The organism is Nocardia sp. CA-136227, assembly GCF_050955695.1.
GTDB lineage: Bacteria > Actinomycetota > Actinomycetes > Mycobacteriales > Mycobacteriaceae > Nocardia.
Genome location: NZ_CP192081.1, coordinates 4,932,870 through 4,945,849 on the forward strand (window position 1 = coordinate 4,932,870; position 12,980 = coordinate 4,945,849).

The 12,980-nt window shown below is 68.0% G+C and carries 13 protein-coding genes; 5 read left to right on the forward strand and 8 right to left on the reverse strand.

Annotation, left to right across the window (positions count from 1 at the left end; genetic code table 11):
• Window positions 1-3: 3 nt before the first annotated feature.
• Together ACQP06_RS22740 and ACQP06_RS22745 are read left to right on the forward strand one after the other, a co-directional pair.
• Complete coding sequence (locus ACQP06_RS22740) at window positions 4-1,071, forward strand: alcohol dehydrogenase catalytic domain-containing protein (protein ID WP_433666500.1); 1,068 nt, start codon at window positions 4-6, stop codon at window positions 1,069-1,071.
• A 146-nt stretch (window positions 1,072-1,217) separates the two neighbouring features.
• Window positions 1,218-2,066: a ParA family protein gene (locus ACQP06_RS22745; protein WP_433666501.1), complete on the forward strand. Its 849-nt coding sequence runs from the start codon at window positions 1,218-1,220 to the stop codon at window positions 2,064-2,066.
• Window positions 2,067-2,126: 60 nt separating this feature from the next.
• On the opposite strand, the gene ACQP06_RS22750 is transcribed toward ACQP06_RS22745, so the two are convergent.
• Window positions 2,127-2,771: a hemerythrin domain-containing protein gene (locus ACQP06_RS22750; protein ID WP_433666502.1), complete on the reverse strand. Its 645-nt coding sequence runs from the start codon at window positions 2,769-2,771 to the stop codon at window positions 2,127-2,129.
• Between the two features lie 93 nt (window positions 2,772-2,864).
• Here ACQP06_RS22750 and ACQP06_RS22755 point away from each other — a divergent pair, with 93 nt between their 5' ends.
• Window positions 2,865-3,422: a TetR/AcrR family transcriptional regulator gene (locus ACQP06_RS22755; protein WP_433666503.1), complete on the forward strand. Its 558-nt coding sequence runs from the start codon at window positions 2,865-2,867 to the stop codon at window positions 3,420-3,422.
• 38 nt (window positions 3,423-3,460) lie between these two features.
• Here ACQP06_RS22755 and ACQP06_RS22760 read toward each other — a convergent pair whose 3' ends face one another.
• Window positions 3,461-4,009 carry a hypothetical protein gene (locus ACQP06_RS22760; protein WP_433666504.1) on the reverse strand — a complete coding sequence of 183 codons (549 nt, stop codon included), beginning with the start codon at window positions 4,007-4,009 and terminating at the stop codon, window positions 3,461-3,463.
• 241 nt (window positions 4,010-4,250) lie between these two features.
• On the opposite strand from ACQP06_RS22760, the gene ACQP06_RS22765 reads away from it, so the two are divergent.
• Window positions 4,251-5,609 carry a DUF222 domain-containing protein gene (locus ACQP06_RS22765; RefSeq protein ID WP_433666505.1) on the forward strand — a complete coding sequence of 453 codons (1,359 nt, stop codon included), beginning with the start codon at window positions 4,251-4,253 and terminating at the stop codon, window positions 5,607-5,609.
• A gap of 293 nt (window positions 5,610-5,902) precedes the next feature.
• Here ACQP06_RS22765 and ACQP06_RS22770 read toward each other — a convergent pair whose 3' ends face one another.
• Window positions 5,903-6,868, reverse strand: coding sequence for an NAD(P)/FAD-dependent oxidoreductase (locus ACQP06_RS22770; RefSeq protein ID WP_433666506.1), 966 nt, complete (start codon window positions 6,866-6,868; stop codon window positions 5,903-5,905).
• An 82-nt stretch (window positions 6,869-6,950) separates the two neighbouring features.
• Between ACQP06_RS22770 and ACQP06_RS22775 the strand changes: the two genes are divergently transcribed.
• Window positions 6,951-7,535, forward strand: coding sequence for a helix-turn-helix domain-containing protein (locus ACQP06_RS22775; protein WP_433666507.1), 585 nt, complete (start codon window positions 6,951-6,953; stop codon window positions 7,533-7,535).
• Between the two features lie 20 nt (window positions 7,536-7,555).
• Here the strand turns inward: ACQP06_RS22775 and ACQP06_RS22780 are convergent, their stop codons facing one another.
• The 5 genes from ACQP06_RS22780 to ACQP06_RS22800 form a co-directional block, all read right to left on the reverse strand.
• On the reverse strand, window positions 7,556-8,179 hold the full coding sequence (locus ACQP06_RS22780; RefSeq protein ID WP_433666508.1) for a TetR/AcrR family transcriptional regulator: 624 nt from the start codon (window positions 8,177-8,179) through the stop codon (window positions 7,556-7,558).
• Between the two features lie 72 nt (window positions 8,180-8,251).
• A complete protein-coding gene (locus tag ACQP06_RS22785) occupies window positions 8,252-9,745 on the reverse strand; it encodes a flavin-containing monooxygenase (RefSeq protein WP_433666509.1) in 1,494 nt (497 codons plus the stop codon).
• Entirely contained in the window at window positions 9,742-10,599 is an 858-nt protein-coding gene (locus ACQP06_RS22790; RefSeq protein WP_433666510.1) for an SDR family NAD(P)-dependent oxidoreductase, read from the reverse strand. The genes ACQP06_RS22785 and ACQP06_RS22790 overlap by 4 nt, the downstream gene beginning before the upstream one ends.
• Window positions 10,583-11,485 carry an alpha/beta fold hydrolase gene (locus ACQP06_RS22795; protein ID WP_433666511.1) on the reverse strand — a complete coding sequence of 301 codons (903 nt, stop codon included), beginning with the start codon at window positions 11,483-11,485 and terminating at the stop codon, window positions 10,583-10,585. The genes ACQP06_RS22790 and ACQP06_RS22795 overlap by 17 nt, the downstream gene beginning before the upstream one ends.
• Window positions 11,482-12,888 carry a cytochrome P450 gene (locus tag ACQP06_RS22800; RefSeq protein WP_433666512.1) on the reverse strand — a complete coding sequence of 469 codons (1,407 nt, stop codon included), beginning with the start codon at window positions 12,886-12,888 and terminating at the stop codon, window positions 11,482-11,484. The genes ACQP06_RS22795 and ACQP06_RS22800 overlap by 4 nt, the downstream gene beginning before the upstream one ends.
• Window positions 12,889-12,980 lie beyond the last annotated feature (92 nt).

Genomic DNA, 12,980 nt, shown 5'->3' on the forward strand with positions numbered 1-12,980 from the left:
ACCATGCGCGCCACACAGTTTCTGAACGGCGAGTTCACCGCCACCGAGGTGGCCGAGCCGCCCGCCCTCGGACCCGGCCAGCTGCGCATCGCGGTCGCCGCGTGCGGCATCTGCGGCAGCGACCTGTCGATGTCCAAGGACCCCTGCCGATTCGTGCAGGTGGCCACCGACAGCGGGTATCCGCTGGCGACCTTCGACACCGAACGGCCGGTGGTGCTCGGGCACGAGTACGCGGGGACGGTCAGCGAGATCGGTTCCGGGGTCACCGATTTCGCGGTCGGGGACCGGGTCGCCGGGATCGGGCTGGCCACCGAGACCGCCACCGGGATCCCGACGATCATCGGCTACTCCAACGACTATCACGGGGCGTTCGGCGAGAGCATCGTGGTGGACTCGTGGTGGGTGCGGCACGTGCCCGACGGGTTGTCGCTCGAACACGCGACTCTGGCCGAGCCGCTGCACGTGGGCGAGATGCACGTGCAGCAGTCGGGGCTGACTCCCGAGGACTCGGCGCTGGTGATCGGTTGCGGGACAATCGGACTCGGGGCCATCATCGCGGCCAAGGCGCGCGGGGCGCGGCTGGTGGTCGCCTCCGAACCCTCGCCCAAGCGCCGCGAGCTGGCGCGGGCGGTCGGCGCGGACATCGTCGTCGATCCGAACGAGCAGGACCCGATCGCGGCCTGGATGGCGGCGGTGGCACAGCAGGATTCGGTGGTGGGGCAGTCGGGCACCGGCATTCTCATCGCCTTCGAATGCAGCGGTCGCGCCGGAATCCTCGGCACGCTCATGCGGACCATGCCGTTCAATTCGCGTATCCAGGTGGTGGCCGCGCCGTTCGCGGACGAGCCGATCATTCCGGTGGTGGGCCAGTTCCGTCGGATCGCCATCAATTTCGGGCACGGGCCGTACGAGAACGCCTACGAGATCACCCTGGACCGACTGGCGTCGGGGCAGATCGACGCCGAGGCGATCATCACCGGCCGGGTCGGGCTCGACGGCGTGGCAGAGGCGTTCACCGCGCTGCGGGACCCAGAGGAGCACGTGAAGATCCTGGTGCTGCCGGGGCGCTGAGCTGCCGGTTCCGCCCGATCCGGGGGTGGAGGGCGACATGGGTTGGGGCCCTCCACACCGGGTTTGGCTAACGTCCAGCGATTTCGAGACAAAGCGCCCCGGAGCGGGTCCGCCAGTTCCTCCACGTGACAGGTTATTCTGGCGAAATGTCGGCAAACAATGCTGTTGAGGAGGACGTGGCGACCACGGGCGAGGCCCAGGTGATTGCCCTGTGCAATCAGAAGGGCGGCGTCGGAAAGACCACCTCGACGGTCAATTTAGGTGCCGCGCTTGCCGAGTGCGGTCTGCGGGTGCTGCTGGTCGATCTCGACCCGCAGGGCGCGCTCTCGGCGGCGCTCGGCGTGGCCCACCACAACCTGGAATTGACCGTCTACGACCTACTGAGCCCCAACGCTCCGCCCATCGACGATGTCGTGATCAAGACCGCCGTCACCAATCTGCATCTGCTGCCCAGCAATATCGACCTCTCCGCCGCGGAGATCCAGCTCGTCAACGAAGTCGGCCGCGAACACTCCGTGAGCCGCGTGCTGGACCCCATCCGCGACCGCTACGACTACATCCTCATCGACTGCCAGCCGTCGCTGAGCCTGCTCACCGTGAACGCCCTGGCCTGCGCCGACGGCGTCATCATCCCCATGGAGTGCGAGTTCTTCTCGCTGCGCGGCCTGGCCCTGCTCAACGACACCATGGAAAAGGTGCGCGAACGCCTCAACCCGCGTCTCGAACTGTCGGGAATCGTGGTCACCATGTTCGACTCCCGGCTGCTGCACTCGCGCCAGGTCCTCGACCGCGTCGCCGACACCTTCGGCGAACGCCTCTACGACACCATGATCTCCCGCACCGTCCGCTTCCCCGACTCCACCATCGCCGGCGAACCCCTCACCACCCTGGACCCCAAATCCAAAGGCGCCGAGCAATACCGGGAACTGGCCCGAGAATTCCTCAAGCGCTCCGGCCGAGACGCGGCCCAGTCCTCACTGCCGTTTCCGCAGTAGGCGGGCCGTGCAATAACGGTGGTGCCGTGGTCTCCCCTCCGGAGCACGACACGCACTGGCTCAATAGTTGTCGCCGAAAGCGGCCCGCTGGGCGCGTTCCAGCCAGCCGCCGAACAGCCTGCCCAGCAAGGGAACCGGGACGCCTGCGGCATCGTCCGGACCGGCGACCGCCAGCAGCCAGGCGGGCATGAAGCGCAGGGTCCACAGCGGGGCCGTACTTCGCATGTGGTTCTCGAAGCCCTTCCACGTGGGCTCGTCGAGGACGGGGGCGAGGCGGCCGAGCAGTTCGCGTTCCTCGTCCGCGGCATGCGCGGCGAGTTGACCGCGGACGGCGGTGGTGAGCTCGGACAGGCGGTTGGCAGCCGCTGAGTCGGAGACAGGCGTCGCGCCGAACTCCTGCCACACGCTCAGCAGGGTGGCGAGCTCGGAGTGTTCCGCAGCAAGGATTTCCAGGGCCTGCTCATCGGCGCCGGCGTCACGCAGGCGCGGCCACAGGAACTCGTCCTCGCCCTCGTGGTGATGATGGATCACCGCGGCAAGCTTGCCCAGGTATTCGGCCAGCGCCTTGGCGCGCACCGGATTCGGCGTCGCCGCCAGGTCCAGAGCGGTCCGCTGGACCCGATTCAGATCTCGAATCATGGCCCGGTGGGCCAAGAGCATGGTCTTGTGCCCGCGGGGCAGACCGGCAACGGATGACACGGGCATGATGGCTCCTCGACGTGTGGCAGTGACGCCACGTCCCGACGCTACACTACATTCATAGTGTCGGACACTACAGACATAGTGCAAGGAGGAGTGATGTCCCGCCGGGAGCAGGTACTGAACGCGGCGATCGAGGTCCTGGCGACCGAAGGGCCCCGCGGCCTCACCTTCCAGGCCGCCGACAAGGCCGCCGCCGTTCCCGCCGGCACCGCCTCCAATTCCTTCCGCACCCGCGACGCCCTCCTCATGGGCATCGTCACCCACCTGGTCGAACTCGACCGCCGCGACTGGGAAGTCGTCAGCGGCCTACTCCGCCCCGACACCCCCGCCGCCCTCGTGGAAGCCCTCACCGCCATCACCCGCCACGCCCTGGGCCCGGCCCGCAACCGAACCCTGGCCCGCTACACCCTCTTCCTCGAAGCCGTCGCCAACCCCGACCTCCTCGAACCCCTGGCGATCGCCCGCACCACCATCACCACCTGGCTCGCCCCCTGGCTCGAACGCATCGGCTCTCCCACCCCCGCACCCCACTGCCGCACCCTCCTCGACCACCTCGACGGCCATATCCTCCACCAGATCACCTGGCCGGAGCCGGAATTCGACCCCGAACCAGGAATCCGAGCACTGGTGAACGGCCTACTGAGCATCCCCTGACGGCACCAAACCATCAGGGTAGGAACACATTCCACACGCTAGATGCGCCGCCTGCCGAGCAGTCTCGCCTGCTCGGCCTTCAGGCGGGCGAACCGATCTCTGGTGTACTCGTGCAATTCCCGGGCTGGGAACTTGATGATCGAAACGTAGTCACCCAAATCACCCTCCGACCATCGGGCAAGCGTGACTTCGTAGCCGGATACATGTGCGCAGAGCTCGAGCAGGACGGTCGGCATCTCCGCCTCGAGGAGGAGATCAGCCTTGGCGACTACGACATCACGCATCGCCCTGATGTTCGGAATGAACACATTTGTCGCCCAGAATCGCCACTCAGCAAGGTCTTGCTCGGACGGTACGGGAACATCGCAGATGGGACACCTGCCGTCCGCCAGCGCGAAGTCCGAATGGAAGGCATCGAAGGTCCGTTGATTCGCCTCCATCAGCGCGAGAAGCGGGCCATAGAACTCGCTCAACTGCTGATTGATTCGCACAAGTCGGGCCTGCCGTTGGCCCAGACGAAGTCCGTTCAGATACGTGGCCATATAGCCGACGAATGCCAACCCAACGGTCATCCCCACAGTGACCATAGGAGCGATGGTAGTGGCATTCACGCACCGTCGGTACCACGCGAGGTGAACCGGCAAGGCCCGTGCCGATCTTGGCAGTTGTCGAAATATATTGCGATACTGGACATTTCGGGTTCCTAGAGTGATCGCGCGGGCGTAAAATAGGGGCATGGATTCGAATGGGGTGACACTCGACGACTGCGGTATCGCCGAACTGGCGGCCGCGGTCTCAACCCTGACCGAATCCGTGCAGAGCGGGAAGATGACCGGCTTCTCCGACGAGGATGTCGTGTCGTTGATGCAGCAGCTCGAAACGTGCAAGCGCCAACTCGCCGCACTCGATACGCGTCTGATCATCGAAGCCGGAGAACGGTCCCTGCATTCACGCAGCGGGGCCGGGAAGATGGTGCCATTCCTGCGCCACACCCTCGGACTCTCGCGGTACGACGCCTCAGTACGGGTGAAGATCACCCACCACTGCGGCGAATTCGTCCAGCAGACGGGCCATATCGCGCCGCCGGTGCTGCCGGTTGCGGCGGAAGCATTCGCCGCCGGGGATATTTCCCGCGATCACGTGCGTCACATCCTGGACGTGATGAACCACCTGCCCGTCGACGTGCCCACCGAGGCGCGGGCCGAGGCCGAGCAGATCCTGGTCGACTACTCGCGCAACGGGTGGCCCGATGACTTGTTGAAGATCGGGCGCGACATCCTCGCCCGCTTGGATCCCGATGGGAAGGTTGTTTCCGACGCTGACCGTCGCCGCCGTCGCGGGATCACGCTGTGTCGTCCCGGTGTGGATGGGATGACGCGGATCGAAGGGTGGATCACTCCTGAGCTGCGTGCGTGCTTGGATGCGGTGTTCGCGAAGCTCGCGCGGCCTGGGATGTGCAATGTCGAGGACCCCGAAAGCCCCTCCGCGACCGGTGGATTCATCGCCGATAGCGTGCTCGATGCTGCCGCGCGTCGTGATCGTCGTGATGCCGGGCAGCGGACCCACGACGCTTTGCTGGCGTTGGTGCAGCCCGGGGTGAACATGCGGACCCTGGGCATGCACCGTGGCCTGCCCGTCGAGGTCGTGCTCACCATGAGCCTCACCGACCTCGAGAACGGCACCGGCGTCGCCACCACCGCGTCCGGCACTCAGATCTCCATCAACGAAGCCTTGAAGATGGCCGAAGGGACCCGACCGGTGATCGCGGTCCTCGACGGGGACGGGATGCCGTTGTTCCTGCGTCGCTCCCGCCGCACCGCCAACCGCGCCCAACGCCTCGCGCTCCTGGCCCGCGACAGGGGATGTACTCGACCGGGTTGTGAACAACCCGCCAACATGTGCGCCGCCCACCACGTCACCGACTGGGCCACAGGCGGGCCGACCGACATCAACAACCTGACATTGGCGTGCGACCACTGCCACGCGCTGGTCAACGACAGCCCCGATGGCTGGAAAACCGTTGTGATGGGTAAAGATTCGCCCCACCCCGGTCGGACAGGGTGGATTGCACCGAAGAGTGTTGATCCCACCGGCACCCCACGCGTCAACGACCGCCATCACGTGGGGCAGGCGATCGCCGCTGCCATCGATTCCAGCTGCCGAACGTGGCGCTCACGGGCAGCATGACACCGAGCTGCTCGTGTCCTGCCGGCGTGCGCAGAACAACGGGGAGTGTGGTCACCTCGCCTGCTCTGCCGGACCTGGGCTGACGCCGGGCTGGGATCCGCTACCCGCCGATCCCAGCCCACAGACTGCACGCATCACCTACCAGAGACCAACCGCTCCGGCGTCTTGTGCTCTCGGCTCTTCTTCTTTTGTCTTTTCTTCTCTTCTCCAGGCGTCTTTTATCTTTGGTCTTTGGTCTTTGGTCTTTGGTCTTGGTCTTTGGTCTTTGGTCTTTGGTCTCGTCTTGATCCCGACTACAGCAGGGCGCGCGCTCGATACGTCTCGACGGCCTGACGGGTTTCCTCGTTCACCAGGTCGGCGTTGATGTGAGCTCCAGCCAACGCGCCAGCGGCGGCGGATGCGCCGACCTGGGCGGAGAGGTCGGAGACGTTGCCGGCGGCCCAGACGCCGGGGACATCGGTGCGGCCGGTGGGGTCGGCGGGGATGTATTCGCCTGCGCCGGAAGGGTGTACGGCGGGAGTCAGCCCGAGGTTGGAGAGGAAGGCGGCTCGGGCCAGCATGCGGGTGGGGGCGACCAGGACCTCGCGGGGGACGATGGCGCCGTCCGAGAGACGGACACCCGTGATGCGGTCGTCGGTGATTTCAACGGCGGCCAGTTCGCCGGGGACGACGCGGATCCCCCTGGCGGCTAGTTGTTCCAACTCCTCCTCGGTGGGCGGTGTATTGGTGTGGGCGAAGTAGACGATGTCGTCGCTCCACTGGCGGAACAGCAGCGCGAGGTGAATCGCCATGGGGCCCAAGCCCAGGACGCCGATCGGGCGGTCGCGGACCTCCCAGCCGTGGCAGTAGGGGCAGTGGATGACGTCGCGGCCCCAGCGCTCGCGCAGACCGGGGATCAGCGGGAGATCGTCGACCAGGCCCGAGGTCACCAGGACGCGACGAGCGCGGGTGGTGCGGGCACCTGCCAGAGTGACGACGAAATCGTCACCGTCCCTGGTGATTCCGGACACCTCGCCGTCGATCACCTGACCGCCGTAGTCGCGGACCTCCGCGCGGCCGCGAGTCAGTAGTTCGGCGGGCGGGACGCCCTCGCGGGCGAACAGGCCGTGCACCCGGTCGGCGGGGGCGTTGCGCGGGGCGCCCGCGTCGATCACCGCCACCGTGCGGCGGGCCCGGGCGAGCATGAGGGCTCCGTTCAGGCCCGCGGGTCCCCCGCCTACCACCACCACGTCGTAGCTGTCGTTCAGCTGATCGGTCATTGATGACCACCTCCTGCCTACGACCATGCGGACCGCGCGGGCATATCGGCAACCTTCTTTGCCGATGTGGCAAACTGGAGGCATGACCGAGGATATCGACGCAGCCCTGGAAGGGGTGGGCCTACGACTCCGTGAGCTGCGTAAACAACGGGAAACCACACTGGCCGAGCTGTCCACGGAGACGGGGATCTCGGTCAGCACACTGTCACGGCTGGAATCCGGGGCGCGGCGCCCCACCCTGGAGCAGCTGCTGCCCTTGGCGCGCGCCCACGGCGTCACCCTCGACGAGCTGGTGAACGCGCCCGACACCGGGGATCCGCGGGTCCACATGCGGCCGATCACGCGCGGCGGGATGCAGATGCTGCCGTTGACCCGGCGGGCGGGCGGGATTCAAGCGTTCAAGATCATCATGGATCCGAGATCCGGTCGCGCCGAACCGAATCCGCAGACCCACGAGGGCTACGAGTGGCTCTACGTCCTCAACGGCCGGTTGCGGATGATCCTCGGCGCGCACGACCTCGTGTTGGAGCCGGGCGAGGCCGCCGAATTCGACACCCGCGAACCCCACTGGTTCGGCGCGGCCGACGATCGGCCGGTCGAATTCCTCAGCCTGTTCGGCAAACAGGGCGAACGCGCCCACTTCCGCGCCCGCCCCCGCAGGGACTGATCAGGCCCCGCAGGAACCGATCAGGCCGGGTAGCGCGGACCGATCAGCGCCAGCGCGGTTTCCACCGCCACCGGAATGATCTCGGTGATGTCGCGCCCGTCCTCCACCGTGGAGGCGATGAGCTCGCGGAACCCGCCGTAGAGGATGGTCGCCATCTGATGCGTCGGCGGATGCAGGCCAGCGCCCTGGAATTCCGTTGTGCCGGTCAGGGTTTGGATCAGCGTGATGAACGCGTTCGCGGCGTCGCGCTGCAGGTCCCGGGCTCGCTCCCCCAGCGCCGGGATGTCGCGGATCCAGGCCAGCGTGATGGGGGTGTCCTCGCGCGAGGCCCCGATCCACGCCTCGATCGCCTGATGGATCTGGGTGTCCCACGGCGCGGACACGTCCACGGCGGCGTAGATCTGCGCGATGGTGTCATTGTTGCGTTCGGTCAGCAGCGCCACGAAGCAGTCCTGCTTGTCGTCGAAATGCTCGTAGAAGGTGCGTCGCGAGGTCTTGGCCAGGCGCACGATGTCGGCGACCGTGGTGTCGCGGTAGCCGCGCTCGCGGATCGCGTCGGCCATGGCATCGAGCAGCCGACGCCGGAAGCCGGACTCGGCGGCGGTGTCGGCGCTGGTGGCGGAGTCGGCGCGGGTCACGAGCATCAGCGTAGTTTGCCCGGATCTCGGTGGGCGCCGCGACGGCCGGTGTGTTCGCCGCAGCGCTGGTCACCGAGGTCAGGCGGTCACCGGTTCCGGCCCGCGATCGACGCTCGCGGCGCGCACCGAACGGCGGCCGAAGCGGATGGTGCCGTCCTCGATTCGCCCGTGCCGCAAGGTGATCACGTCCTGCGCGTAGTTCATGCCCAGCCGCCACGGCGGGCGCGATCCGGCCTTGGGGAAGCGGTCCATCGACCGCAGCACGTAGCCGGCCTGGAAGTCGAGCAGCGGCGTGGTGGTCACCGCAGGGTCCGGCCAGGGCGTGGCCTGGCTGTAGCCGTGCTCGTCGAGGTGCCGCAGCAGCCGGCAGACGAATTCGGCGACCAGGTCGGCCTTGAGCGTCCAGGAGGCGTTGGTGTAGCCGATGGTGAAGGCGAAATTCGGGACGCCGCTGAGCATCATGCCCTTGTAGGCCATGGTGTCGGAGGCGGCGATCTCGCGGCCGTCGACGGTGAGCGCGATGCCGCCCAATGCCAGCAGATCCAGTCCGGTCGCGGTCACCACGATGTCGGCGGGCAGTTCGGTCCCGGATTCGAGCCGAATGCCGTCCGCGGTGAACCGTTCGATGCGGTCGGTGGCCACCGAGGCTCGTCCGGCGCTGATCGCCCGGAACAGATCCCCGTCCGGAACCAGGCACAGCCGCTGATCCCACGGGTTGTAGCTGGGATTGAAATGGGTGTCGACGTCGTAGCCGTCGGGCAGCTGTTTGATGGTGAGGTTGCGGAAGAACTTGCGCATCATGGCGGGTCGCCGCTGGCTGAGCTGGTAGATGACGGTGCCTATGGCCACGTTCTTCCAGCGGGTGACGGTGTAGGCGCGCCGCTCCCCCAGCCATTGCCGCAGCTTGGTGGCGACGGCGTCGACGCTCGGCGCGGACATGATGTAGGTGGGTGAGCGCTGCAGCATCGTGACGTGCGCGGCGGTCTCGGCCATGGCGGGCACCAGCGTCACCGCGGTCGCGCCGCTGCCGATCACCACGACCCGCTTTCCGGCGTAGTCGAGTTCGGCGGGCCAGTGCTGCGGATGCACGACCTGTCCTCCGAACTCGTCCAGACCGGCGAACTCCGGGACATAGCCCTCGTCGTAGCGGTAGTACCCGCTGCACAGGTAGAGGAAGTCGCAGGTGATGGTCGAGGCCCTGCCGCCGTGCTCGTATCCGACGGTCCAGCGCGCTTCCTCCGAGTCCCACGAGGCCCCGGTCACGCTGTGCCCGTACCGGATTCGCCGGTCGATGCCCGCGTCGGCGGCGGTGTCGCGAATGTAGGACAGGATGGCGGGCCCGTCCGCGATGGCCTCGGCGGCCACCCACGGCCGGAACCGGTACCCGAGGGTGTGCATGTCGGAGTCCGACCGCACCCCCGGATACCGGAACAGATCCCAGGTCCCGCCCATGGCCTCGCGGGCCTCGAGAATGGCGTAGCTCCGGTCCGGGAACGCGTCCTGCAGATGATGCGCCGCCCCGATACCCGACAGTCCGGCGCCGACGATCAGCACGTCCACGTGTTCGGTCATCGTCCCGCTCCCTTCGCGGCCCGGGTCCGCACCAGGCCCATCACGACCGACAGCACGTCGAAGTAGTGCGTCGGGGTCACCCGGGTGAGGGTGTCGAACAGATACGCGTCGGGTCCGACGAGGATGCGCGCCTTGCCGCGTTCGACTCCGCGGCAGATGATCTCGGCCGCCTTCTCCGGGCTGGTCATGGTCATGGCCTCGAATTCGGCGGCCATCTGCTCGTGGCTGCGGCCCCTGCCCTCGGGGTCCTGCCGGACGCGTCCGTTGCGGGCGATATTGGTGCGGATGCCGCCGGGGTGCACGGTCACCGCCGAGACGCCGGTCCCCCGCAGTTCCTGCCGCAGCGCGTCGGTGAATCCGCGCACCGCGAATTTCGCCGCGCAGTAGGCGCTCTGGTACGGCATGCCCGCCAGCCCGAACACGCTGGAGGTGTTGACGATCGCGCCGCTGCCCTGTTCGACCAGGATCGGCAGGAAGGCTCGCGTCCCGTTCACGACGCCGTCGAAGTTGATCTGCCGCAGCCATTCGTCGTCCGCGGGCACGGTGTCGAGCACCGAGGAGGACACGGCCACACCGGCATTGTTGAAGACCGCGGCCAGGGGTGCGGTCAGCCACGCCCGCACTTCCTCGGCGAACGCGAGCTGGTCGGCGGCGTCGCGCACGTCCAGTACCCGGGTCAGCACCGGCCCGTTCAGTCCGGCCGCGGTCTGCTTCAATCCGTCGGCGTCGATATCGGCGATGGCCACCGGCGACCCACGGCGGGACAGCAGTTGAGCCAGCCCCCGCCCGATTCCCGAGGCCGCGCCGGTGATCATGACCGGGTGGCCGGACAGCGGCCTAGAGGTTCGGGGCATCGGAACTCCTGGATTCGACGGTGCTGATGTGGGTGTCGATGAGGTCGGCGAAGGTGGGCCAGAGCGCGACCGGCAGATCGTGGCCCATGCCCGGCACGGTGTGCAGGCGCGCGCCCGCGATCGCGGCGGCGGTCACCGCGCCGCCGGTGGGGTTCACCATCGGGTCGCGGTCGCCGTGCACCACCAGGGTGGGCGCGGTGATGGTCCGCACCTCGCGAGTCCGGTCCCCGGACTTGAGGATTCCGGCGAGCTGCCGCCCCACGCCCGCCGCCGGGCGCGGATCGCGATCCCAGGTGAGGCCCGCCGTGGCCCGGATCCGCGGCTCGTCGAGGGGATATCCGGCCGACCCGATGTGCCGATACATGCGCACCGCGCCCTCGACGTGCTCCTCCCGGGTGCGAGCGGGCTTGGCGAACATGCGAATCCAGGTGGACGGCGCGGGCCGCCCGACCCGCGGCGCGCCCGTGGTGGAGAAGATCGACGTCAGCGAGGACACCCGCTCGGGATAGCGGGCGGCCACGGTCTGGGCGATCATCCCGCCCATGGACATGCCGACCAGATGCGCCGACCGCCAGCCGAGGATGTCGAGCAGTCCGGCGGTGTCGGCGGCCATGTCCCCGAGATCGTATTGCTGTGCGTCCCAGCGCTTGCGGGCCATGGCGAGACCGCCCGGCGGCCGGAACCCGGCGTGGGTGGAGGCGCCGACATCGCGATTGTCGAACCGCACCACGTCGTAGCCACGGACCACCAGCTGCGCGACCAGACCGTCGTGCCATTCGTGCTTCTGCTGTCCGAGCCCGGCGATGAGCAGCAGCGGCACACCCGCGCCCTGCCGCTCGTAGGTCAGGGTGATGCCGCGCCCGACCTCGGCGACCCGCTCGCTCACGCGGTCACCTGCTCGCCGCGCGCGTCCCGGGAGCCGGCGGATTCGTTTGCGACAGTCCTGGATTCGACCGATACCGCGCCGGATTCCACGTCCGTGGTCGACCGCGGCGTCCTGCGGTACACGACCGCGCGCCCCTTCTTCGCGGGAGCCAGCGCGACCCCGCGGAAATGGGTGCGCTCGTCGGGCGCGTCGGTGGGCGCGAGGGTGAAGTCGCGCAACAGCACCCGCAGCACCACGTTCATCTCCATGGTCGCGAACGCCGCCCCGATGCACCGGCGCGCGCCGCCGCCGAACGGGATCCAGTTGAACGTCCCCGGCCGCGCGTCGAGGAACCGGTCCGGGTCGAAATCGCGTGGGTTGGCGAACAATTCCGGGTTGTCGTGCATGAGCCGGATGCTGACCAGGACGTGCTGGCCACGCGGCAGGGTCCAGCGGCCCAGCTTGAAATCGTCCACCCGCACCTTGCGGGCGGTGGCGTCGATGACCGGGCGCACCCGCTGGACCTCGAGCAGCGCCGCCTCGCGCAGCGCGGAGCCGCCCGCGTCGGTCTCCTCGACCAGGCGCGCCAGGATGTGCGGGTGCCGGCGCAGGCGTTCGACGGTCCAGGCCAGCGAGGTGGCGGTGGTCTCGTGGCCCGCGGTGAGCAGGGTGAGCAGCTCGTCGGCGATCTCGCTCTGCGTCATGGCCGAGCCGTCGTCGTAGCGGGCCTGCAGCAGCATGGCCAGCACGTCGTCGCGGTCGGCCAGGTGCGGGTCGGCGGCGGCGCGGCGGATGAGCCGTCCCACGATCTCGTCGTAGCTCGCGCGGTGGGTCTGGAACCGCGCCCACGGCCCGAAGCGCCCGAACAAGCCCTGCGGCACCGGCAGTGCCGCCAGCGCGGAGGCGACCAGCACCAGTTTCGGGATCACCTCGCGCAGTTGCTCGAATTCGGCTCCCTCCGCACCGAATACGGCGCGCAGGATCACATTGAGCGTGATGCGCATCATCGAATCCATGGTCGCGAATTCGCGCCCCGAGGGCCAGGTGGCCATCTCGCGGACGGCCTCCTCCTCGATCAGCGATTCGTAGACCGCCAGTCGCCGCCCGTGGAAGGGCGGGGTGAGCAGTTTGCGCTCCTTGCGATGCTCCTCACCGCGCCGCGCGAACAGCGAACCGGGGCCCAGGAATTGGCCGAGGTTGATATCGAGATTGTCGACCAGATCGGTGTGAGTGGTGAACAGCGCCTTCACCTCGGCGGGGTCGGACAGCACGACGGTGGGCCCGAAGCGCGGCATCGACACCACGAACGCCGACCCGTAGCGCTGATGCAGCCGCCGCCAGGCCCGGGTGCGCCCGGCCAGGATCTCGATGCCCTGCACGAAGCCCGGCGTCGTCGGTCCGTCGGGCAGTGTCACTGTGGTCATGCGCCATCTCCCAGCGTGGTACCTCTGCGTACCAGCGCGACGGTACGCCCGTGTACCACGGTGTGGCAAGGGTCACTTTCGCGACGTCAGGG

What these genes read in the sequence shown, in the direction of transcription:
- ACQP06_RS22800 (WP_433666512.1), bottom strand. Translation starts at nt 12,888, where the DNA reads ATGACCACAGTGACACTGCCCGACGGACCGACGACGCCGGGCTTCGTG.
- ACQP06_RS22790 (WP_433666510.1), bottom strand. Translation starts at nt 10,599, where the DNA reads ATGCCCCGAACCTCTAGGCCGCTGTCCGGCCACCCGGTCATGATCACC.
- ACQP06_RS22780 (WP_433666508.1), bottom strand. Translation starts at nt 8,179, where the DNA reads ATGCTCGTGACCCGCGCCGACTCCGCCACCAGCGCCGACACCGCCGCC.
- ACQP06_RS22760 (WP_433666504.1), bottom strand. Translation starts at nt 4,009, where the DNA reads ATGGTCACTGTGGGGATGACCGTTGGGTTGGCATTCGTCGGCTATATG.
- ACQP06_RS22755 (WP_433666503.1), top strand. Translation starts at nt 2,865, where the DNA reads ATGTCCCGCCGGGAGCAGGTACTGAACGCGGCGATCGAGGTCCTGGCG.
- ACQP06_RS22745 (WP_433666501.1), top strand. Translation starts at nt 1,218, where the DNA reads ATGTCGGCAAACAATGCTGTTGAGGAGGACGTGGCGACCACGGGCGAG.
- ACQP06_RS22750 (WP_433666502.1), bottom strand. Translation starts at nt 2,771, where the DNA reads ATGCCCGTGTCATCCGTTGCCGGTCTGCCCCGCGGGCACAAGACCATG.
- ACQP06_RS22770 (WP_433666506.1), bottom strand. Translation starts at nt 6,868, where the DNA reads ATGACCGATCAGCTGAACGACAGCTACGACGTGGTGGTGGTAGGCGGG.
- ACQP06_RS22775 (WP_433666507.1), top strand. Translation starts at nt 6,951, where the DNA reads ATGACCGAGGATATCGACGCAGCCCTGGAAGGGGTGGGCCTACGACTC.
- ACQP06_RS22785 (WP_433666509.1), bottom strand. Translation starts at nt 9,745, where the DNA reads ATGACCGAACACGTGGACGTGCTGATCGTCGGCGCCGGACTGTCGGGT.
- ACQP06_RS22740 (WP_433666500.1), top strand. Translation starts at nt 4, where the DNA reads ATGCGCGCCACACAGTTTCTGAACGGCGAGTTCACCGCCACCGAGGTG.
- ACQP06_RS22765 (WP_433666505.1), top strand. Translation starts at nt 4,251, where the DNA reads ATGACCGGCTTCTCCGACGAGGATGTCGTGTCGTTGATGCAGCAGCTC.